The following is a 24,165-nucleotide window of genomic DNA, read 5'->3' on the forward strand; positions in this document are numbered from 1 at the left end:
AAAAGCTAAAAATCGTCTGAGATAATTAAATTAATTAATTAAGGGCTTCAAAACATGATTTAAAGAATCTACAGATAATGGCTTTGAAAGTGTGTCTTTAACAAAACCATAGCTTTTAGCCCGCTTTATATCATCTAAATCGGTTGAGGATGTCACTACAAATATTGTTATATTATTATTTTGCATAATACCTTTCTTTTTGATTCCATCTAAAAATTGCCAACCATTATGTATTGGCATATTAATATCCAACAAAATAATATATTGATCATTAATATTATAATTTTTATTTAGATATTCCAGTCCTATTTTGCCATTTAAGGATGAGTTTACGTTTAACGAAGGGTAAACCTTTTTTATCATTCTGGTAAAAATTATATGGAAAATGGGATCGTCGTCTATTAATAATACATGCTTATCCATTGTTCAACCCATTTAAATTCAATAATTTGGTTTCACTTACAATATTTCTTACTATATCGTCCATTTCATTTCCCGATAGTTTAAGCTGTCCTATCAAGTACGGTAAATCCTCAGAATTAAAGGACTCAAGTTCAATAAGATTAATGATCCCTAAAATTCGTGATAAAGGAGCACGAACCACATGGGATTGCGTCCAAGCTATATCTTTTAATTTAACGTTTTGTGCCTCAATTTGTTTTATATATTCTAATTTATCTGTTACATCATTTGCCAATACCAACCTAACAATCTTATTGTTATATTCTATGTTACTACTGTAAATCTCAACATTTATATGTTTCCCAGACTTAAGCCGGTGCACAAAAACCCCAGCAAAACCGTAGGCATCTTTAGATACCCGCTGGGCTAAGCTATCGTCTAAAGATTCCATTTCTTCTTTGGGTCTAATATCGCGTATGGTCATGTTTTTAAATTCCTCAAGGGTATAGCCATATTTGGTAATTGCCGCTTGGTTTACATCCAAAAAAGCTAAAGAGGAAATATCGTAAAGCCACATAGGCTGTGGGCTCAAATTGAATAAATCTTGATATGTTTTTTTAGTTTTATTGAGGCCGTTTATATAGCTTTTTCTTTCTAGTGAATAAATGATGGACTTGTATAGGATTTCTGGATTAATTTCATCTTTAATTAAAAAATCGGATACCCCCATAGAGAGTATCTTTTGAGCCAAATCAATATCTGTATAACCCGTTAAAATTATTATAGGGATATCACCCGAATACTCTTGGATTTTTTCTACTAAAGCTCCTCCTTGGAGGTATGGTAGTATCAAATCCAAGAGGATAATATCTATTTTATTTGCAGACTTTATCTTTAAAATAGCTCCGTCAAATGACTCTTCTTGGAAAATTCGGATAACATCAAATTTTTCAAGCAGATAATCTTCAAGTAACACAAAATCTCCAAGATTGTCCTCTATAATTAAAATTGTAAGTGGCAGGCTATCCTTACTCATTGCACCTGATTTTAAATTTTAACAAAGGTAAGGTTACTTGGCCAGTTTTGAAAGTTGTAACCAAAACTCCTCTATTTTTAAAATGACTTTTAAAAAATCCTCCATATCAATGGGTTTGCTTACATAGCTATTACTATGATTTTCATAGGCTTTATTAACATCCTTTTGATTGGAAGACGTTGTAAGGATTATTACGGGTATTTTCTTTAGTGACACATCCTCTTTAATTTTTTCCAGAACATAATGTCCATTGTAAATTGGGATGTTAATATCAAGTAGTATTAAATCTGGACGATCTACTTCTATATACTCTCCTCTTTTAAACACAAAATCGAGCGCATCAGCACCATTTTTTACCACACTAATTTTAGTTCTTATCTTACTTTCTTCAAAAGCATCAAGGGTTAGAACAATATCTCCTTCATTATCCTCAACCAATAATATATGGACTTCTTTCATGTGTTTCTATTTTTTTTCAACGGTCACATGCAAACATACAATTGTAATTCCCGTGAATATCAAATCTGTTGCCATGAATGTTTCATTATTATTTATATTTTAAGGGCATATGCAACATCTTATATGATCATGCTTATAAAAAGCATTTCCATACGGGTTTCATTGCTATTTGTCTACATCTTTATTAATAGTAAAATAAAATGCACTTCCTTTATCCAATTCCGATTCAACCCAAATCTTACCTCCCCAGTACTCTATATGCTTTTTCGCGATTGACAAACCAATACCCGTACCTTCATATCTATCTCGATTGTGCAATCTCTGAAAGATAATAAAAATTTTGTCAAAAAACTGCGCATCGATTCCAATACCGTTATCTTCAATACTTATCTGCCAATAGGTATCTGTTTCCAATGCGCTAATTTTTATCACGGGAGGCACGTTTTCCCTTGAGTATTTAATGGCATTATCAAGCAAACAATGTAGCGTTTGCAAAAGAGGCGCTTTATAACAAGTCACATTTGGAAGATTATTAACAATAATTGTTGCTCCTTTTTCTTGAATGAGCCGCCTTCTTAAGATACCATACTCGTCGATAAGTTCGTTTAATTTAATACGTTCAAGATTTTCGGCAAGTTTCCCTGCTTTGGAATAATCCAGCAAATCCAATATGATTTGTTTCATGCGTTTGGCTCCATCGGTAGCAAAATTAATGTACTGATGGGCTTTGTCATCCAATTGATCTCCATATTTTCGTTGAATTTGATTTAAAAAACTCGAAATCATTCGTAAAGGTTCTTGTAAATCGTGAGAGGCTATAAAAGCAAATTGTTCCAATTCTTCATTGGATATTTCAAGTTCCTTAATATGTTTTTTAAGCATTTTATTCAATTCGATCACTTCCTTTTCATACACAACACGATGGGTAATATCGGTAATCGCACCAACCATCCTGATGGCTTTTCCTTCCTCATTTCTAATAACCACCCCTTTGTCGATAACCGTTTTTTCTTCTCCACCTTTACGAATAATTCGGTATTCTTGTCGCCAAAGATCCATTGCGGAATCCTGTAAACATTCATGTAGACTAGCTTGTATTTTGGGAAGATCTTCGGGATGGAAACTATCTTGCCAAAACACCTCTCCAGTCAATGTTTTTTTTACCTCATACCCAAATAGTTTTTCGAAACCGTCTCCACGGTAAAACACATCATTTTCAATATCCCAGTCCCAAATAGCATCGGTTGTGGCCTTGGTTACTTTTTCAAAACGTTCATTGGCTTGTAGTATGCGTATATCTGTTTCTTTACGAAGTGTTACGTCCTTAAAATAAACCGACAAGCCGTTAGAATTTGGATAGGCGGTAACTTCAAACCACTTGCCCAATGTAGAATAATACTCCTCAAATGACACCATTTTAGCTGTTGATACCGCTAGGTGATATTGTCTGTAAAAATCTGATTCTACGGCATCCGCATACTCCTCCCACAGGTTTTTGCCCAATATAACATCCCTTTTCCTTCCTAATATATTTTCTGCTTCTTTATTCCAATAGGTAACGGTCCAATCCTTATCAACAGCAAAAAAGGCATCACCAATACTTTCTAGAATTTGATTTTTTTCATCGTAGGCTTTTAGTAGGCGATCGTCTGCTTCCTTTCTATGTGTAATATCTCTAAAAAATACGCTAATTCCGTCAGCCGAAGGATACGCATTAACTTCTAACCATACACCATAATAATCTTCAAACATGATAGGTTCTCCAGTCTCCATGACCTTATGATAATTGGCATACGAAGGTAAGTTTACAGCGGTTGGAAAAACACTCCATAAATTTTTTCCCAACAATGATTCTCTTTTAAAACCAAGAAGTTTTTCAGCCGTCTTATTCCAATAGGTCACGGTAAAGTCTCTATCCATGGTAAAGAAGGCATCACCTATGCTTTCGATAATTTTGATTTTTTCTTGGTAAGCATTTTGTAATTTTTCTGCAGTATTTATTCGTTCGTCGATATTTTTGAAATAAACAGAGATCCCCCCAACAGAAGGATAGACATTAATTTCGAACCAGTTTCCATACTTGGGCGATAGATATTCAATGCTTATGGGCTTTCTTGATTTAGCAACTTTTTTATACACTCTTTCCAACTCGGTCCCTTTTAGATGTGATAATCCTTCCCATATACTTTTACCAAGTACCTCACTACTTTTTCGGTTCAATAAGTTTTCAGCTTCTTTATTGAAATAAGTGAAGTTCCAATGTTCATCCAAAGCATAAAACCCATCGGAAATACTTCCTAGAATTTCTTTAAGCTGAAATTCGGTCGTCTTCATGGCATTAATGTCTTGAATACTACCAAATATTTTTGTGCAAACTCCATTTACATGCTCACCTTTAGCTATAATCCTTATCCATTTTTCTTTTCCTCTTTTGGTCACAATTTGGAGTTCTTCATCAAATCCACTGCCTCCTTTAATAAGGACCTCAACTACTTTTTCAATGCGGTCTTTGCTTTCAGGTTTATAAAACTCTCGGCCTCCTGTAAATGATGGATTGTAATTACTATCTACTTCCATGATTTTTTTGACCATGGGCGACCAATACAATGTGTCGGTTTCATCCTTTGAGAGCAAATCGAGTTCCCAACTTCCAATTTTAGCCAATTGAGAAGCATCAACTAACAACTCTCGTAGTTTTTTCTCTTCTGTAATGTTTTTTGCTGTAGCATAAATGACCCCTTCTTCTTTAATAGAATTACAATGCCAGTTAAGCCAAATGGTGTCATTCTTTTTTGTGATATATCGGTTTTCAAAATTAAGAATGCTATCTCCTTTTTTTATTTCATTCGAGTAAATAGTTTTATCTAAAGGGTGCGTAAATTTTTCAAATGGGTATCCTACAATCTCATGTTCTTCATAACCAAGAAGCTCACATCCCGCCTTGTTTATTTTCAAAAAATGTCCTTTTGAATCCGCTATACAAATAATGTCTGGTAAGGTATCGAACAAATGGTGTAGATCACTCTCTAAGCGCTTCCTGTTGATTTTTGAACCTATAAATGATTCCATTTCGGTTAACATTGACTGGAAGTGTTCCATTTTATCAACATCTTCCTTTGTTCCCACAACCATGACTCCTACTATTTTTTCTTGGTGAGTAAGGGGAATGCCAAGTACCGATTTCAAACCTGCTTTTTTAGCAGCATCATTTCTTATAAAAAATGTCTCTATATCACTATCTTGCCATATAATGGATTCTTTACTTTTCCATACTTTACCCGGAAGCCCTTTATCAAAACCTATTTCATCTATATCTTCTGACTCTATATAGAATTTTTTTGCTGTGGCATCCATCTCAATACGAGATAAAAGTTTTAAGGCTTTTTGATGGATGGTAGGCAACCAAATTTCACAAAAACTAAAATCTCCATAGTTAGCAATGAGTTCGCAAAGTCGCTCAAGAGACATATTTAGGTCTATGCCGTCATTAAAAACAGTGCTTATATTGTTTAAAAAATCATTTTTAAATTGTTCGTTTTTAGCGGCGGTGACATCACGCTCAATCGCAATCCAGTGGGTGTACCACCCCGTTTCATCGGCTACCGGAGAAACGGTGAAGTTAATCCAGAATTCCTCGCCGTTTTTTTTATAATTAAGAGTGGTTACCTCGCAAGGCTGCCAGTTTCTAAGAGCTTTACCTAATCTTGCCAGTTCCTTTTTATCGGTTTTTGGCCCTTGCAACAAGCGCGGCGATTTTCCAATCACTTCCTCTGCCGTATAGCCTGTCATTTTAGTAAATGCTTCATTTACATATATAATTCTGGGACCCGGTTCATCCTGAGGTTCAGCTTCAGTTATCAAAACAGCATCGTTAGTATGAGTGATAACGCTTTGTAAAAGTTTTGAATGCTGTTCTTCATTTCTTTTTTCTGTGATGTCTCTGGAATTGGCAACAATACCTTGTATTGATGGATGCTCCAACATATTAGTTAACACAGTTTCTATCCAGTGCCATTGCCCGTCTTTATTTTTAAATCGGAAGGGTTGCACTGCTACCCTGTTCTCCGTTGCTATTTTCCCCAAGCTTTGCATAGTATTTTCAATATCTTCTGGGTGAATAAATTCAAACGGACTTTTACCCAGAAATTCTTCGGGTGTAAAGCCTAAAATAGCAATGGAGGTAGGACTTACGTATTTATAATTTCCTTCTATATCCAATATGGCTATTAAATCAGAACCTTCCTGTACGAGCGCTTTAAACCTTTTTTCACTTTCGGCGAGTACTTGGTCTGCCTTCCTTTTTTCATTGGCATTTCGAGCAATAGCATACATGATTTTGGTTTCTGAATCCCACCGAGCCGACCAAATATTATAGGCAATATTTCCATTTTTTTTGATATAACGGTTTTCAAAAGTTGTGACTGCCTTACCAGACATAATGTCTATGGCAACTTGCCTAGTTAATTCTAAATCTTCTTCATATACTAACTCTAAATAGGCCTTTCCCACCAACTCTTCTGGTTGATACCCCCAAACGTCAACGGCTGCATGACTCACACTGATGAAAATACCATTTTCGTCGATGGAACAAATGACGTCCAAAGAAGCATTCATAATATGCATGGCTTCCTGACTTTGCCTAAATAGCTTTTCTTTATCAGTCACATCCTGACCAACTATCATAAAGCAGCTTTTTCCTTGAAATTCTACTCTATGTCCATTCGTTTCCACACGAAAGATGGTTCCATCCTTTTTTTGATGGGTAAACGTGCCAAAGTGTTTATTACCCACATGCGTATCAATACCTTCATGAACCGCGATTACCTTAGGTATTTCTTCTTTAGGTCTTAAATCTTTAATGGTCAATGCTAAAAATTCTTCTTTGCTGTAACCATAAAGGTCTATGGTAGCTTGATTCACATCAAGAATTTCAAAAGTACCTATATCATAGACCCAGTGGGGGAAAGGGTTTAAATAAAATAGTGTGCTATAGTCTTGTCTATTGCTCATGTAGTTGGTTATTACTTGCTATACCTATTGTCAATGTAGCAAAAAAAAGCTTTTTCATGTTTTTTTATTATAAATAATATGCTGAGGCATGCTGCGAAATATATTTGTAATAAAAAACATTCGATAAATTATTTAAATTAATAAGCACCCTAACAACTTTTGCCAAGGGTTAAATTGTTTTTTAATAATTATTTAATTGAGAGAGTTAACTACTTACTATTTTTACTGATATAGCAAAAAAACTTGCAGTTTTTATTTAGACTAGAATAATAGCTTTACAAAGAAAGGAAAATTATTAACATATTAAGGCACATAATCAATACTTACCTCGTCCAACTCATACGTACCATCAAAGGTTGGGTTGCCACTACCTATATATTTAAAAGCAATATGTATAGTACCTGTTAAACACGATAAATCCACATTGCCAGAGTTAAACCATGACCCAAAATAATCGGTGTCCTTAATAATGTAAGCATCAGATAATATGTTCCAGTTAGCATTGGTAACGTTGGCTTCGCTACCATCCCAATCCGCAGAATATAACACTTGCATATCACTGCTATCAGCAAAACTACTGGAGGTTTTAAAACGCAGGGTTTCCCCATTTTGGACATCTAAATTAATGGCAGGCGTTATTAACCAAGCTATATTGCTTACATCCCCAGAACTGGCAGACTGCATCCTAGCCGATCTATCTAAAGAGGCATTGGTTCCTGTGGCTACATAGGCTTCCCAACCTTCGCTTCCTACTTCAATATAATTGGTCCAACCATTGCCTGTCACCAACCGGTTATTTACTTGTGATTGGAAATTTTCGTAAAACAAATTTCCAGTGCCTACTACATCCGCCAAACCACAGCTAAATTGCAATGGGTCGCAACGATTTTCATCAGTAAATTGAACATCGATAATGCTATTAATGACTAACACATTAAAATCGTCTCCAAAATCCCTAGAAAAAACACCCGTTATGAAGCCCTTTTTTTGAGGTACTTGAATGGATTTAAAATCCGCAAACGTGCTGGTTTGCATTAATATGGAAAGTCCTAAATCGCAACTCTCCAATGTGCGGAATCCATCAAATTCATCAATGCCTTCACCCGCATAGGTTAATGGTAATTCGCTCTTCTTTATTTGCATGTTGTTTAACTGAATCAAGGTGTTTTCATCAGCGTCTGTCAATTCTATTAATGATGCTATTTTGGGTGTGATAACTGCAACTTCTGATGTTCTAATAACAATCTTTCTATATTCAAATTCCTGTATTTGTTCCAAATTTTGATCTTCACCCTTGGCAACAGTTAACACGCCGTTTGACTCACTAATGGTCAATCCACTTAGTTTTACATATACTTTTCTGCCAAATTCGTAAGTATCGGACAGACTTCCCACATTAATATCCAACCGAATTCCTAATCTAGGGTCTTCATCCGGATTACTGTCATCTACCTTATTTTGAATGATGAGTTCTTCAAAAAAATTACCAGCCTGGTCGCTAGACACTACATAGCCTTCAATATATAAATCTTCGTCTTCCCCAATTATTGCTATCAATTTATCATTCGCGACCGCTTGGGCATACCTGCCATATAATGCCTTAAATGTGATTAACTTGTTTGCTGGAATATCGATATTTTGTCCTTCTTCTGGTATTGGAATACCATAATCGCCATCATCTATACACGATGATAAAAAAACCAGCAACAACATGATTATAATTTTAGTTTTCATAATTTTATAATTAAAATCTAACATACACGTTCACAAAATAATTGGCGCCTCTACCATACCAATATTTAGAGCCAAAAACAGCCTTGTTTAAAGCTTGATCGTTCCTTAATTGCCTATAATTGGAATTTCGCCCTTGTTCAAAGCCGCCGGTTTTATAAACTTCATCTAGAATATTATTTACACTTGCAAAAAAGCCAATGTAATAATCGCCCACCAACCAAGATTTTCCACCTACTAAATTCACGACCATATAATCATCCAAACGTTCTTGTTTTAGTAAGGATTTTGCTAAATCTTCATCATAATCAATAAAAGGTTGACCGTCAACATCCGTATAAAAATTATTGGTTCTTGTGAGCGGACTTACATCTACATAGGTGTTTTTAAAAAAATTGGCCGTTGTCCCAAACCACCAATAATCGGGGTCGCGATATTCAAAACCGATAGAATAGGCTTGTTGCGGACCCACAGCTAATTTGTAATTCTTTAAATAGGACTTGCCTAAATAGACATTCTCGAACCTATCGGAAGACAGATATAAATCGGGGTTATTGGCATAGGCATATTGCCCAATGGAGCCAGCTCCTTTTAATTTTATGGTTGGCGTAACTTGGGCTTCAACCCCAAATTCTCCTCCTAAATGATTTTTATTAATGCCTTGTAAAATTTCTTGAATAAATTCGGTGTTATCCCTGCCAGATTGTTGTGTGCCTGAATCGGCAATAATATTCCCAATACCATCGGCAAAGAAAAATGAGATTTCATTGGCATTTTTATGCTGATTATAAAACCCAGTAAATTTTGCTTTTACATATGAAGAACGGAAAATATAACTGGCATCAAAACTGCTTATTTGCTCTTCTGAAATATTCGGAACAACGTTATGGTTTGATCTTGAATTTGTATAACTATTACTTATGAAAGGAGCTCTTGTAATGTAACCCAAATTAACATCAAACAGATGTTTCCCTGATAATTTATAAGTGAATCCCGCTTTAGTCCCAATTCCAGTGAATGCTAATTTATCACCTTTTCCAAAGGAATTATTGGCAAAATTTTCTGGTTGAAACAAGCCTTCCCGCTGATATTGTGTGTTAGTAACGCTGGCAGATGCATAAAAATCAATTTTATTATATTTAAATTGAGCCTGAGCAAATCCTGAAAGTACATTGGCAAACATGTTATAATTATAACCATATCTATCGCCTACTTTGGCTATCGTGTTCGGGTTTCTTAAATCGAACTGAATACCATCAAAACTATCTACATTTAAAAATCCTGTACCACCCAAAAGGTCTAAAACCTCAGCAAAATTTTCAGATTCCAATGTTTTATAACTTAAAGAGGCATCAAATAAAATATGCTCATTTATCTTACCATTTAAAACACTGTTAAAGGATAATTGTTTATCATCAACCCTATCTTCATACAACATATAAGTTGCATTTTTACCTTGTGACGCATTTGCCATATTGGCTTCATACATAGGCTGCCAATGAATCTGACCATCATCCAAAAAAGATTGTTGTGCGCCGTATGCAAATTCTAAATCATCTGGAAAATTCCGTTCAAAATAGCTTGGTAATTTTTGGTAGTATGCTGGACTTGGGTTTCGCCCACCACCTTCAAATGTTTCTTGTCCATCTGATGACAACACGCTTGTTACACCACCATACGCCAAACGGCTATTCCCTATTTTACCAAACTGATACCCCACATTGGTATTCAATGATAGTTTGCTATTCATCGTCCAATAATGGTTTAACATGAAAATAGGTTCATCCACTTCTTTAATTCGGGAGTTTCGCTTTTCCCCATCTTGCCAGCCCCAATATTCGTTATATTTTATACCTTTTAAATCGTAAACTTCTTGTGTGTTTGGAGACGATTTTCCTCTTCTGTTTGGTGTATAAATGCCTGTGAAGTTCAAGCTATGCTTGTCATTAATCACTTTTTCTACAGACACAAAAACGGAATTTGCATCATATAAGGTGGCATCTTGATACCCTTCATTTCCCCAACGTCTTCCAAAAGACAAAGCATAAGCCCAACCACCTTGCAACAACCCCGAGGTATAAGTTGCCATAAATCTGTTGGCATAACTTCGGTTGCTGGATGAATAGGTAATGCGTCCACCATGCGACATTTGAGATGCCCTAACATTGATATTGCTAGTTCCTAAAACACCTCCAAATTGGTAACTAGATGGTTTTAGCCCTGAAGCTAATTCTTGATTACGCATTACATCATTCAATCCACCCCAATTGCTCCATTGTGGTCTGCCATTATATATTTTGTTCATTTCGATACCATTAATTAACATGGAGCTATTATCAGAATCCAATCCCCTAACCCTAAAAAAAGAAGAACTAAACTCGAAAGCTGCAGTTCGTTGAAACACATCTAACGACGCATGCAATAAACCGGATACACTTCCAAATCCACTTTCATCATTATCAAGTTCATCTTCAGTCAAGCTGATAGTAAACAAATCTTGGGTTGTCGTTGTATCAAGCTCAAGAATCATATCTGTAATATTGACTATTTGAAATTCATCAACAGTTATCGGGTACTTGGTTGTTATATATCCCATTTTAGAAATGAGTAATATATGTTCTCCTAATGGTACATTTAAAGAAAATTCAAATTCGCCCGATGTATTTGTTTTGGTATTTTGAGATGTTGCTTCGATAGTGACCGTTACTTCAGAAATAGGTTCAAAAGAGGCAGCGTCTTTAACACTTCCTTTAATAAGCGTTTGTTGAGACAATGCCGAGATTGGCACTAACGTACAAAACAAAAAAACCAGTCCTAACTTTTTCAATTCTTAAATTATAATTACTCCTTTAATGCTAAAATAGTTTATTTGAAAGAAATAACTACTTTTGTAATAAGTTTTTTTATATTAAAAAAGTAATATGTTTCTATCATGATTAAATTTTTAAAATTTAGTTTGTTGTTTTTTCTTTTGATGGCTACTTCAATTGTTGGGTCTCAAGAACAAAAAAATTATAAAATACATACCATTGCCTTTTATAATTTGGAAAATTTATTCGATACCATAAACGACCCTAATAAATTTGATGAATCTAGCCCCATTATGGAATTAAAAACCAATCGGTATGAAGCATACAAAAAGAAAGTGAAAAACATGGCCCGAGTATTGGCCGATATTGGAAGTGAGGTTTCAAACAATGCTCCTGCAATTATTGGGGTTTGTGAAGTTGAAAATCAAGAAGTCCTTGAAGATGTTGTAAATGACTCTCTATTAAGAGATAAAAATTATGGCATTGTTCATTATCATTCTCCAGACGCCAGAGGCATTGATGTGGCGTTATTATACCAAAAAGAATTTTTTTATCCTATTACAACAAGCAGTCATGAGCTAAAGATTTATGACAATAATACTAGAAAACGAGTTTACACAAGAGACCAATTATTAGTAAGTGGCTATTTGGATGGTGAATTGATGTATATTATAGTGAATCACTGGCCATCTAGAAGTGGTGGCGAAGCAAAAAGTCAGTATAACCGCATAGCTGCTGCTAAATTATCTAAATATTTAGTGGATTCACTACAAGTTATAGACCCTTATGCCAAAGTTTTCATTATGGGCGATTTAAATGACAATCCTAATAATACTAGCATTAAAAAAGGTTTAAAAACTGAAAAAGATAGAAACAAAATTGATTTTAAAGGTATTTATAATCCTTTTGAAAATTTCTTTAAAGATGGTTTGGGAACGACGGCTTACCGAGATGCGTGGAGTTTATTTGACCAAATCATGTTCACAAAACCTTTACTGGAAAAAGACTATGCAACTTATCAATTTTATAAAGCCGGGATATTCAATAAAGATTATTTAATTACCAATAAAGGCACTTATAAAGGCTATCCTTTTAGAAGTTGGTCTGATGGTGGATTTTCAGGTGGATTTAGTGACCATTTCCCTGTATATGTTTATGTAATTAAGGAAGTCCCAACTATCTTATCTGAGAGCTTACAAAAAGAGACCAATTAATTAAGCCAACCACATGTTCCAAGGGATTCTTGATAATAACAATACCAAAGCAATGGTATAAAAAATAGCTATTGGTTTTAATTTAGCCTTAGAAGTCAATTTCTTTTTATGTTTGGAATAGCCTATGGTTATTAAGGCAACTGCAATAATATTAACAAATGGATGCTCTACAAGATACAATCTACTTATGGAATCTTTCATAACACCGCCCATACCTAATTCACTAAAAGCTTGCAATCTTGGTGACACAAAATATAATACCAATCCAATTAATAATTGAATATGTGATACAATCAATGTAAATAATGATATTCTAAAATCCTTAGCACTGTACTCTTTATCTGCAAACATTTTATACAAAGCATTAAACGTAGCCAATATTAATACCAAAAGCACCAAATATGCCCAATAAGAATGAAGATTAAAAACAGTACTGTACATAATTATAAATTTAGATTCTTAGAATAAAACAAATGTAATAATTTATAAAATAAAAAAACCGCTTCGTTTGAAGCGGTTTTCATTATTTCTTTTAATATCATTAGAAATTGTAACGCATACTAACATTCCAAGTTCTACCATAACCGAATCTTACACCATTCCTAACATTAACACCTTTCCATGCTTCATCTCCAGAACCTACGTGAATGTTATCTCTTGAATTCTCAATATATACTTCATCAAAAATATTATTGATGTTAACTCGGAATTGTAATGATTTATCCTCATTTTTTCCTAATAGCATTCTATAAGATACTCCTGCATCAACCGTATCGTAAGATGGCAATTTAATAGATCCTCTGTTATTTTGTGTTTCAAATTCAGCTCCACCAAAATCGGCTGTACCATATAAATTATCATACTGGTTCCAGTTTGCTCCAACTTTTAAACGGGGTAAAAATTCATAGTCTACACTAACACCCGCAGTAAATTGAGCAGCCTGTCCTACTTTAACGCCATCAATATAACTTGTATCTCCTGTTGAAATCAAATTCCCTTGATCATCAGTAATTCTGGTTGTTACATTGCCATCAAACTTCCAATCGCCTACAGATATAAATCCATTAATATTTAACCCATCCGCCAAACGGGTGAATATTTCTAACTCTGCTCCCATATGTACTTGCTTCAATGGGCTCGTTGTAGCAAATTCATCATTAATATTATCATTGTCTGTATCAATAGAGCTATATCCAATTCTATTATCCCATGTAGTATGGTAAACATTCAAATTAGCAGAAACCTTATTTCCTAAAAATTTATAGCCAGCTTCAAATCCCGTAATTTTTTGATTCCCTTCAACTAAAGGGTTTAACTGATTTGAATTCCTATCATCAACATACAAATCACTATGGTAAGGTTGGCGTGAGTAATAACCTGCATTTGCAAAAACGACATTTTCCTCATTCAAGCTATATGACAGACCAGCTTTTACATTAAACCCTGTGTTATTTACTTTTTCAGACTCTTCAGATTGACCTTCATTAGCTGCACTTAAATATTCTGTTCTTACATGGGATTGTGTAGAGGCTGAACCTTGGAAAAAAGCAGAAAATTGATCATTAGCGTACTCTATTTGTCCAAAAACTCCAGTATAATTTATATCTTCTTCATAGTCATATCCAAAACGTTGCGCATGGTCATCATTAGGATTGAAAGTAAGATTCCATGGGTTAATCCCTCCAAAAACCTCAGTTATTTGATAAGCGCCTCCATTGTAATCACTAAATGCATTTACAGAATTCACAGATAAGAATTCATTAACACTTCTAAAATGGATACCATTATATAAACGTACATCGGCTCCAACATTTAAACTTAAATTTTCTGTCAATTCATTATTATAATTGGTTACTAAACCATACCAATTATGATTATTGTTGGATCCTCTCGCATACGTAGGAACCCTAGGTGTACCACCGGTTATTGTAGAAGCAAAAGCCCCACGACCTATTGAGCCATACAAAACGGTTGATAAAGCAGATTTATCATTAATGGTTAAGTCCCAGCTTAAATTAGCAACTGGCTTATGATAAATATTCCTTCCAGTTGGATAATTGCCACTCTGTAATGTATTTGGACTATTTACGCCAGCATATGCTGTATTGTGTTTTCTACCATTTTCCAATAAAGTTTCTAAATTAAAGAACCCTGCTGTTGCATGCCATTGTGGCGCACCGGTTAACATAAAATTAAAAATATTATTGTCGTTTGGCTTATACCCTAATGAAATAAAATAAGTTTGTCCTTGTCCATCAGTATCTTCAACATAACCTTCACCTTGCCAATGTCCTAGTAACGCAGAAAATGCCCAACCACTTTCCATCAATCCTGTTGAGTAGGTTGCCGTTGTTTTGGTATAATTATCATTTGCTATCATTTGCTGAATAAAACCACCTTCTTTTTTGTCGATAGTTTTTGTCACAATATTAACGGTTCCACCTACTGAAGAAATAGCTAATTTAGAAGACCCTAAACCACGTTGCACTTGAACGGCTTGCGCAACATCTAAAACTCCAGACCAGTTAGACCAAAACATCCTTCCATCTTCAACACTGTTGATTGGCTGACCGTTTAGCATAAATGCCGTATTTGTTTGGTCAAAACCTCTTAAAAACATTAGCCCTTCACCAAATCCACCACCTTGAATGGATTGTACGGAAGGTGTTGATTTTAATAATTCGGGCAGATCTGAAGTTCCCGTTTTTTCTTGAATTTGGTTTGCCTTGATTGTAGAAACAGCAATTGGTGTTTTTCTACCTTCTGCTAAGTCGATAACTCCAGATCCAATAATCACTATTTCGTCAAGAGAACCATCAGAAGCCAAAGTAACATTTCCTAAATTAGTGTTTCCGTTAAAAGATACTGTTACAGTTCCATAACCAACATAAGAAATAACAATTTGTCCAGATGTGGCTTGTGTTGTTAAAGTAAACTTTCCATCGAAATCAGAGGTTGTTCCATTTGTAGTTCCTTTTTCAACAATATTTGCTCCTGGAAGAGGAGCATTGAGTTCGGCATCCATAAGCGTACCTGAAACAGTACTTTGAGCCATGATAACTGAAGTAAATAACAACGCCACAGCCACCAATAAAAATTGAGTAGTTTTTTTCATGCTTTAAAATGAATTAATTATTTATTTTTTGAAATTAGTCACTGCAAAAATACATATAATTATGCTTTTAGTATTATGCATATGTTAAGAAATTTAACGATTGTTAATAAAAAAATGCTCTAATTATTTAAACATAATAGAGCATTTTGGCATTTTTGTTGAATTTTTTATTGCTTCTTAAGATAATTGCTTATAATAATTCAATAAATTTTCGGTTGACGAATCATGTTTATTTGTTGCAGTATTGTTAATTTCCTGTAAAATTTTTGTTGCTAATTGTTTTCCTAATTCTACTCCAAATTGATCATAACTGAAGATGTTCCAAATGATACCTTGTACGAAAATTTTATGCTCGTACATGGCAATTAATTTACCTAAACTTTCTGGTGATAGTTTGTTAATGAAGATGGTATTAGTAGGTTTATTACCTTCAAATATTTTAAATGGTAACAATTCTGAAGAGGCACCTTCCGTTTTTACTTCGGCTTCCGTTTTACCATTTAGCAAGGCTTCCGTTTGCGCTAAAAAGTTTGATGTTAATTTATCTTGATGATCTTGATTGCCGTGTAACGATTTCACAAACCCAATAAAATCGGCTGGAATTAATTTGGTTCCTTGATGAATCAGCTGAAAAAAGGCGTGTTGAGAATTGGTGCCTGGTTCTCCCCAAATAATAGTTCCTGTTTGGTAATCTATTTTGTTTCCGTTTCTATCAACACTTTTACCATTACTTTCCATAATGCCTTGTTGTAAATAGGTGGCGAACTGACTTAAATATTGAGAATAAGGTATAATTGCTTCACTTTCGGCATTAAAGAAATTGTTATACCAAACACTTATTAAAGCCAATACAACTGGAATATTTGTTTTAAAATCTTCATTTTTAAAATGCTCATCCATTTTATGAGCTCCTAAAAGCAAGCTATCAAAATTTGAATAACCAACCGCTAAGCTTATGGTTAAACCAACAGCACTCCATAGTGAAAAACGACCACCAACCCAATCCCACATAGGGAAAATATTGTTTTCGTCAATTCCAAAAGCTTTTACATTTTTAATATTAGTGGAAACTGCTACAAAATGTTTTGCAATATCACTTTCTTTACCTGATTTTAAGAACCATTCTTTAATGGTATTGGCATTTGAAAGTGTTTCTTGCGTCGTAAATGTTTTTGAAACAATAACAAAAAGCGTTGTTTCCGGATTTAGTTTTTTTATAACCTCATTCACATGGTCGCCATCAACATTGCTTACAAAATGGGTTGTTAAATGGTTTTTATAATATTGTAAAGACTCCACAACCATAGCTGGACCTAAATCGGAGCCTCCTATACCAATATTTACAACATCTGTAAACGGTTTGCCCGAAAATCCTTTTTTGCCACCATTTACCACTTCATTCGTGAAGTTTTCTATTTTTTGTTTTACCTGATATATTTCTGGCATCACATTGACGCCATCAACTTTAAAATCGGCATTTTTTGGTGCTCGCAAGGCTGTGTGTAATACGGCTCTTTCTTCTGTTTGATTTATAATATCTCCAGAAAACTGACTTTTAATGGCATCTTTCAATTTAACCTCATCGGCCAATTGAAGCAAATAAGTCATGGTTTCCTCTGTGATTCTATTTTTGGAGTAATCAACGTAAAAATCTTCCCATTTGATTGTAAATTTATCTGCTCTCTTACCATCTTGAGCAAATAAATCTTTCATGTGAGTATTACTTACTTTACTGTAATGTTCTTGAAGCTTTTTCCAAGAATTTGTTGAAGTCGGATTTATACTTAGTAACGCCATAATGTTATTTATTTTGAGAGATGAGATTTATATCTTCTTCCTTTTTTGAATTATCTATAATTGGCAAGGCATCTAATTTTGTTTTTATGGGTTTTATAAACTCCAAATAGTCTCCTTTAAGAGATTCAGCAATAGGCTCTGATTGTGATAATTTTTCCTTTAACGGATCTACCTGCACCCCATTTTTCCAAAAACGATAGCATACATGGGGGCCACTAGTATTTCCTGTCATACCTACCGTACCAATAACATCACCTTGTTTTACATGCTGACCTACCTTTACCAATCTTTTCTGCATATGGAGGTATTGTGTTTCATAAGTAGCATTATGCCTGATTTTTACATAATTACCATTACCTCCTTTAAATTGGGATTCGGTAACAGTACCATTGGCAGTGGCCAAAATAGGAGTGCCTACAGCGGCAGCAAAATCGGTACCTTTGTGCGGGCGTAACGCAAAACCGTAATAAGCAATGCGGCGGTTTAAATTATATCTTGAAGAAATTCTGCTAAATTGAACTGGAGCTTTTAAGAAAGCTCTGCGTAAATCTTTAGCAGCTTCATTGTAGTATTCATATATGTTTTTTATAGTATCCGTTCGATACCTAAAAGCGTAATAAGGAGTTTCTTTATGGTTGAAAAAAGCGGCCTTCACATTATATACGCCTGCATAAATAGTATCATCAATATACTTATCGGTGTAAATAACTTTAAATGTATCTCCTTTTTGAAGGCGCGTAAAATCTATAGTCCACGCATATATTTGTTCTGCCAACATATTTGTTAAAATGGGGCTGATGCCTTGTTTATCTAAAATCTGGGAAATACTACTTGTAACAATTCCTGTAATTGTTTTTTCAACATATTTAATAGGCTTTCGGCTTGTATAGGCATGGATGGAATCGTGAAAACTGATGACCACAAATTCTTCTTGGTTTGGTTGGTATATGAAATGTTTTGGGGTTGCTAGAGAATCATTTGAGCAAAGTAACGTGTAAGGTCTTCCTATTCGAAGATTTTTAATATTAAAGGTGTCTTTGGCTTTTTCAGCAATTTGAAATATTTGTGGATACCCTATTTTATTACGTTCAAGAATAAGTCCGAAACTATCACCACTTCTTATGGTATCTCTCTTAACTGTAAAATCATTTAACTTAAAACCAAACTCAAAAACATCTGGTTCAACCATCGCTATTTCTTCGTTTTCTTCTGTAGTTTCAGATTTATCTTTGCAACTGAAAATAGTTATGGCTATTAATGCCACAATTACATACTTTTTTACCAAACCTCTATTTTTTGTATAGTTCACGACTATAGTTAATTATTAAACTGCGTAAATCTAATAAATTCCTATTTGTATTTATCTTGAAAAAATGTTAATCTATTACTTTTTTTCAACAGTTTACTAATAGCGTACAAAGATTTAATAACTCACAAAAAAAGGCGAAAAAAGAAAGGTTTTTGATAACTTATTAATTACCAACAATTATTTTAAATGGGTGTTTTAATCCTTTGAAAGATTCTAGGTCGGCTCTCAATGAGCCAATTCTTAAGTCAGCTTTAATTCTCAAAGGAATTTTGTTTTTATCATTAGACACCCAAAGGGTTAAACTCTCTTCTTCTTTAAAAACGCGACCCGCCATTACTGATGGTCTAAATTTAAGTGCATTAATTTTACCAAAATCGGTTTGTATGGTTTCTTCTCCCAAGTATTTTAGTTTAAATCCATAAATTTCTTCATCAAAAAACATATCGACTTTAACTTCGTCTCCTACTTTAATATTTTTAGCATCTATGCGATTTCTTAGGTAGTAAAATGTGGATACCATATCCTGTATATTAGGTTTGGTATCAAAAACTGTTTTTACTTTATTTTTTTTGTCATGGTTGTATGCTTTATGATTTACCTGATCAAAATCGATTTCTATATCTTTAGTATAGCCTCCTTCATCAATATTTCTAATAAATTTATATGGGATATTGGTTTTCTTATCAAAATAGGATTCATACTTGTCATCCACTTTAAAAAACCATTTAATCATTCCCGAGGTCCAACCTTTTCCAACTACATGATATACATCTTTACCATTAATATTGTTGTCTTTTATGGTAAGGGTGGCACTTCCTGCTTTAAGCCAATTACTGTAGCTCATTTTAAATTTAAACCATTCTCCAGTATCAAATGCAGATTCTTGGGCAAAAGACACCTGCATAATGAACATACATATTATAAGTAGATATTTTTTCATTTTCATAGTAGTTAAATGTAACTCTTTGTTTCTTATTTTGTTGTAATATGAACAAAATTACAATTACTATTCCAAAAGTATTAAAACAAAAAAACTTCATCAAAATTAATTGATAGCATTTTCTTATTAGAACAATAAATTACTGTTAAATAATGACTAAGCGATTTTTGTCTTTTACTACTTTGAAAGTATAAAATATGCCATTAACATACTTAAAACCAAAAACCTACATTGAAAAACCAAACACTTTTTTTGGTTTCTGGGGACCAAGAATACTTAATTTCTATAGGACCAATAAATGTTTCTAGGCTATAACCTAAAGCATACCCCGTATAATCTATTTTTGAAAACCATTCTGTTGTCTCAAAAAGATTATCTTCAACATTTGCAACATTTATTGCAAAATTTAAATGGTTTTTCTTAAAGATCTCATAGTCTAATGTCAATGCAGATTTTATAAAACTATTGCCAGAAATGGAAAGAAAATCGTAGCCATAAAATGGCATATAATTGTTTATTAAGTGTCCGCCATAACCTCCCAAAACAAAATTTAAGTATGGATTTGTATCTTGACCTACCCTAAAACCGGCATCAGATGTTATGTTAGCTGAAAATTTATTAGAAAACGATTGTGAGTACCCAAACGTAGCTTTGGCTATTGAAAAACTTGAGAAATCATCCCTGAATTCAGATGCATGCAAATAGGTATGTAAATCGGCATTAAATAAAACCCCTTTTTTAGGAAAGTACTTATTATCATATGTGTCAAATCTTAATTTACCAAATACGCTCATATAATCTCCTCTTTCAAACACCGATTTTTCATCATTATTATTGTCTAAAATTGTTTCGGAAGTAATTCTTAAATGTTTATACTCTGCTCCTAATGTTAAGGAAAGGTCTTTTCTAAAGAGTGTTTGTATATAAAACTGATTGGTAAAGTCACTAACTTTTATAGCAAGCTTATTAACGTTTATTAAACTTAATTGTTCTGGCGATAAAATAGTTTCAGCCGCCACATTATGATTAAAACTATCGAATCTAGAATTCAATCCAATACTCCAATAAAAACCTTTATCTATATAATAATCAAAATTATATCTTACGTTATCTCCAAGTATAAAATCGAAAGAAGCCAAATCATTTTTTGTCAACAATCTCTTTTTAGTAAGATTTATTAATGCCGAACTTTTGTATAAATCATCATAATGAACCCCTAATTTTAAGAATGTTGATTCCTTGCTTTCCTTTAACGTCGCATTCAAATCGAAACCATCAATACTATCCGAAGGTTTTAATTCGTATAAAAAACTATCAAAATTATTGGTCGCTATTAAGTTATTAACGCCTTTATTAAAATCGTCATAACTTATATTTTCATTGGTCTTTAATTTTAATTTCCCTAAAACATATGATCTGGTATAATTACTTTCACCAGATAAATTTATAGCATTGATTTTTAAACTGTCAACCGTTTTTATGCGTGTTTGCGGACTCTTTTTTGATTGGAATTTGGCAATCCCATTCAATGCCTCTAAATGGCTAAGCGTAGCTACTGTACCTGTTTTCGTAATTTTTTTAAGCTCACTAAACGACACAACCGAAAAATTTGTAATATCAGGTTTTATGTAAATATCTGTCTTTTTTGACTTAACCTTCATATCGTTAATAGTCCTAAAATTGTTGATTTGGAGTAAAACGTCGGGAGCCGATGTGAGTTTTTCTCGAGACATCAAACCATCTTGAACATCCACGCCTATAATGACATCCATGCCTTTTTCCCTCAACTCATCAATTGGATAATTATTAACAACACCTCCATCAATTAAAACTTGATCGTCAATAATAACGGGCTGAAACAATGAAGGAAATGCACCACTCGCCATGACTGCTTGTGATAAATTACCTCTATCAAGCATCACTGCTTTTCCTGTTTCTATATTGGTTGCTATACAGAAAAAAGGAATGGGCAATTTGCTAAAATTATCAATGGTATTAACATGTAATGTTAATCTTGAAAGTAATCCATAGGTATTTTGACCTCTGGAAAGCGCCGAAGGCAATTTAATTTTAAAGCTATTAAATGGTAATGTAAAAGCATACCGTTCGTTGTTGTCGCGCTCATAAAATGTTCTTGCTTCCCGCGGTAAATTATCATTCAAAATATCATCAAAATTTACCGACTTAAAAATGGAATCGATTTGTTTTCCAGAATACCCTGAGGCATATAAAGAACCAATAATAGCACCCATGCTAGTGCCTGCTATGTAATCAATTTTTAAGCCTAAACTATCTATTACTTTTAATACACCTATATGCGCCAGTCCTTTAGCGCCACCGCCACTTAATACCAAACCAACTTTAATATCTTTTTTTTCTGGATCTTGGGAAAACCCCTGAATACAGATAAAAAAAACTACAATGGTTAAAATATACTTCATTTATTATGGTAATAATTATATACTTTTTCCGCTCTGGCCACGCCAACAACTTGCTCTAATTCATCTAATTTGGCGTTTGCGATTCGTTTGGCGGATTTGAAATGCTTTAATAAATCGACCACCGTTTTTTCACCAACACCAATAATGGTTTCCAATTCTGTATTCAGCGCACTTTTACTGCGCTTATTTCTATGGTGTTCTATACCAAAACGGTGCGCTTCGTTTCTTAATTGTTGAATGACTTTTAAAGTTTCGCTTTTTTTATCTAAATATAACGGAATTGGATCATTTGGATAGAATAATTCCTCTAAACGTTTTGCAATGCCGATAATGGCTATTTTTCCTCTTAAATTAAGTATTTCCAAACTTTTTAAAGCCGAAGATAACTGTCCTTTGCCACCATCGATAATAATTAATTGTGGTAAGGATTGTTCTTCATCCAACATACGTTTATAGCGTCTGTAAACCACTTCTTCCATAGAAGCAAAATCGTCTGGACCTTCCACTGTTTTTATATTGAAATGCCGATAATCTTTTTTACTTGGTTTTCCGTTTTTAAAAACAACACAGGCAGCAACCGGATTGGTACCTTGAATATTCGAGTTATCAAAACACTCGATATGCCGTGGTTCTTCATGAAGACGTAAATCGGCTTTCATTTGTGCCATAATTCTATTGGCATGTCTGTCTGGGTCAACAATTTTATCTTGTTTAAACCGTTCCATTCTGTAATATTTAGCATTACGGATAGATAAATCCAAAATATGCTTTTTATCACCCAATTGCGGAACGGTTACTTTTACATCTTCACCTAAATCAACTTTAAAAGGCACATAAATTTCTTTGGATTTTGAATGAAATCGTTGCCGAATTTCGATGATGGCAAGTTCCAATAATTCCAAATCGGTTTCATCGAGTTTCTTTTTAATCTCCAAGGTATGCGAACGAATGATGGACCCATAAGATAATTGTAAAAAGTTCACATAACCATAAGTTTCATCGCTTACAATGGAAAACACATCCACATTACTTATTTTGGGATTAACAATGGTCGATTTTGCTTGATAATTTTCAAGCACTTCAATTTTTTCCTTTATTTTTTGTGCCTCTTCAAACTGCATATTTGCGGCATATTGCTTCATTTGTGATTTAAACTGCGACAACGAATCCTTAAAATTCCCTTTTAAAATCTCTTTAATGGCTTTGATGTTTTGGCTGTACTCAGCTTCAGTTTCCAAACCCTCACAGGGGCCTTTGCAGTTTCCTAAATGGTATTCCAAGCACACTTTGTATCTTCCTGCGTCAATTTTTTCTTCAGATAAATGAAAATTGCACGTCCGTAAATGATAAATCTCTTTTATTAAATCCAATAAGGTAGAAACGGTTTTCATACTGGTATAGGGCCCAAAATACTCGCTACCATCTTTAATAACTCTACGTGTAGAAAACACTCTGGGGAAACGTTCGTTCTTTATGCAAATCCAAGGATATGATTTGTCGTCCTTCAGCATGACATTATAACGCGGCTGGTGCTTTTTAATCAAGTTATTCTCCAGCAACAACGCATCCGTTTCCGTCTCTACAACAATGTGCCTTATGCTAGCAATTTTCTTGACTAGCACACGGGTTTTGCCATTATCATGTGTTTTAGTAAAATATGAACTGACGCGCTTCTTAAGGTTTTTAGCTTTTCCAACGTAAATAATAGTGCCTTCAGCATCAAAATATTGATACACTCCGGGTTGTTCTGGAAGGGTTATAAGCTGTATTTCTAAAGGAGAATGACTCATCACTCAAAGGTAATTATTTTAATTTTTATTGCTAACTTACCCATATATTAAAACGTTAAACTTTTTTGTATAAATAGTTTTTGGTTTTTCTAATTCGCTACCTTCGCAAAC

General features: G+C 33.9%; 14 protein-coding genes. 1 reads left to right on the forward strand and 13 read right to left on the reverse strand.

The window, feature by feature from the left end; translation table 11 throughout:
• Positions 1-30: 30 nt before the first annotated feature.
• The 6 genes from CDH50_RS06150 to CDH50_RS06175 all read right to left on the reverse strand — a co-directional run bounded on the left by CDH50_RS06150 (position 31) and on the right by CDH50_RS06175 (position 11,465).
• The gene (locus CDH50_RS06150) at positions 31-423 is read right to left on the reverse strand and encodes a response regulator (protein ID WP_100611128.1); all 393 of its coding nucleotides are present in this window, start codon (positions 421-423) and stop codon (positions 31-33) included.
• Positions 416-1,438, reverse strand: a complete 1,023-nt coding sequence (locus tag CDH50_RS06155; RefSeq protein ID WP_100611129.1) for a response regulator — start codon at positions 1,436-1,438, stop codon at positions 416-418. Before CDH50_RS06155 ends, CDH50_RS06150 begins: the two co-directional genes overlap by 8 nt.
• A 33-nt stretch (positions 1,439-1,471) precedes the next feature.
• Entirely contained in the window at positions 1,472-1,897 is a 426-nt protein-coding gene (locus CDH50_RS06160; protein WP_100611130.1) for a response regulator, read from the reverse strand.
• Positions 1,898-2,062: 165 nt separating this feature from the next.
• Positions 2,063-6,907, reverse strand: a complete 4,845-nt coding sequence (locus tag CDH50_RS06165) for a PAS domain S-box protein (protein WP_100611131.1) — start codon at positions 6,905-6,907, stop codon at positions 2,063-2,065.
• A 303-nt stretch (positions 6,908-7,210) separates the two neighbouring features.
• Positions 7,211-8,641 (reverse strand): DUF5689 domain-containing protein, encoded by a 1,431-nt coding sequence (locus CDH50_RS06170; protein WP_157804944.1) that lies wholly within the window; start codon positions 8,639-8,641, stop codon positions 7,211-7,213.
• 10 nt (positions 8,642-8,651) lie between these two features.
• Entirely contained in the window at positions 8,652-11,465 is a 2,814-nt protein-coding gene (locus CDH50_RS06175; RefSeq protein ID WP_100611133.1) for a TonB-dependent receptor, read from the reverse strand.
• Positions 11,466-11,570: 105 nt separating this feature from the next.
• On the opposite strand from CDH50_RS06175, the gene CDH50_RS06180 reads away from it, so the two are divergent.
• Entirely contained in the window at positions 11,571-12,662 is a 1,092-nt protein-coding gene (locus tag CDH50_RS06180; RefSeq protein ID WP_232731973.1) for an endonuclease/exonuclease/phosphatase family protein, read from the forward strand.
• Here the strand turns inward: CDH50_RS06180 and CDH50_RS06185 are convergent, their stop codons facing one another.
• The 7 genes from CDH50_RS06185 to uvrC all read right to left on the reverse strand — a co-directional run bounded on the left by CDH50_RS06185 (position 12,663) and on the right by uvrC (position 24,054).
• Positions 12,663-13,103 carry a hypothetical protein gene (locus tag CDH50_RS06185; RefSeq protein WP_100611134.1) on the reverse strand — a complete coding sequence of 147 codons (441 nt, stop codon included), beginning with the start codon at positions 13,101-13,103 and terminating at the stop codon, positions 12,663-12,665.
• A 100-nt stretch (positions 13,104-13,203) separates the two neighbouring features.
• Complete coding sequence (locus CDH50_RS06190; RefSeq protein WP_100611135.1) at positions 13,204-15,777, reverse strand: TonB-dependent receptor; 2,574 nt, start codon at positions 15,775-15,777, stop codon at positions 13,204-13,206.
• 177 nt (positions 15,778-15,954) lie between these two features.
• Positions 15,955-17,574 carry a glucose-6-phosphate isomerase gene (gene pgi / locus CDH50_RS06195; protein ID WP_100611136.1) on the reverse strand — a complete coding sequence of 540 codons (1,620 nt, stop codon included), beginning with the start codon at positions 17,572-17,574 and terminating at the stop codon, positions 15,955-15,957.
• A 4-nt stretch (positions 17,575-17,578) separates the two neighbouring features.
• Entirely contained in the window at positions 17,579-18,883 is a 1,305-nt protein-coding gene (locus CDH50_RS06200) for a M23 family metallopeptidase (RefSeq protein ID WP_232731974.1), read from the reverse strand.
• 163 nt (positions 18,884-19,046) lie between these two features.
• Positions 19,047-19,823 (reverse strand): DUF3108 domain-containing protein, encoded by a 777-nt coding sequence (locus tag CDH50_RS06205; protein WP_100611275.1) that lies wholly within the window; start codon positions 19,821-19,823, stop codon positions 19,047-19,049.
• Positions 19,824-20,035: 212 nt separating this feature from the next.
• Positions 20,036-22,264 carry a patatin-like phospholipase family protein gene (locus tag CDH50_RS06210; protein ID WP_100611137.1) on the reverse strand — a complete coding sequence of 743 codons (2,229 nt, stop codon included), beginning with the start codon at positions 22,262-22,264 and terminating at the stop codon, positions 20,036-20,038.
• The gene (uvrC, locus tag CDH50_RS06215) at positions 22,261-24,054 is read right to left on the reverse strand and encodes an excinuclease ABC subunit UvrC (protein WP_100611138.1); all 1,794 of its coding nucleotides are present in this window, start codon (positions 24,052-24,054) and stop codon (positions 22,261-22,263) included. Before uvrC ends, CDH50_RS06210 begins: the two co-directional genes overlap by 4 nt.
• Positions 24,055-24,165: the final 111 nt, after the last annotated feature.

The organism is Confluentibacter lentus, assembly GCF_002806995.1.
Taxonomy (GTDB): Bacteria; Bacteroidota; Bacteroidia; order Flavobacteriales; family Flavobacteriaceae; genus Confluentibacter; species Confluentibacter lentus.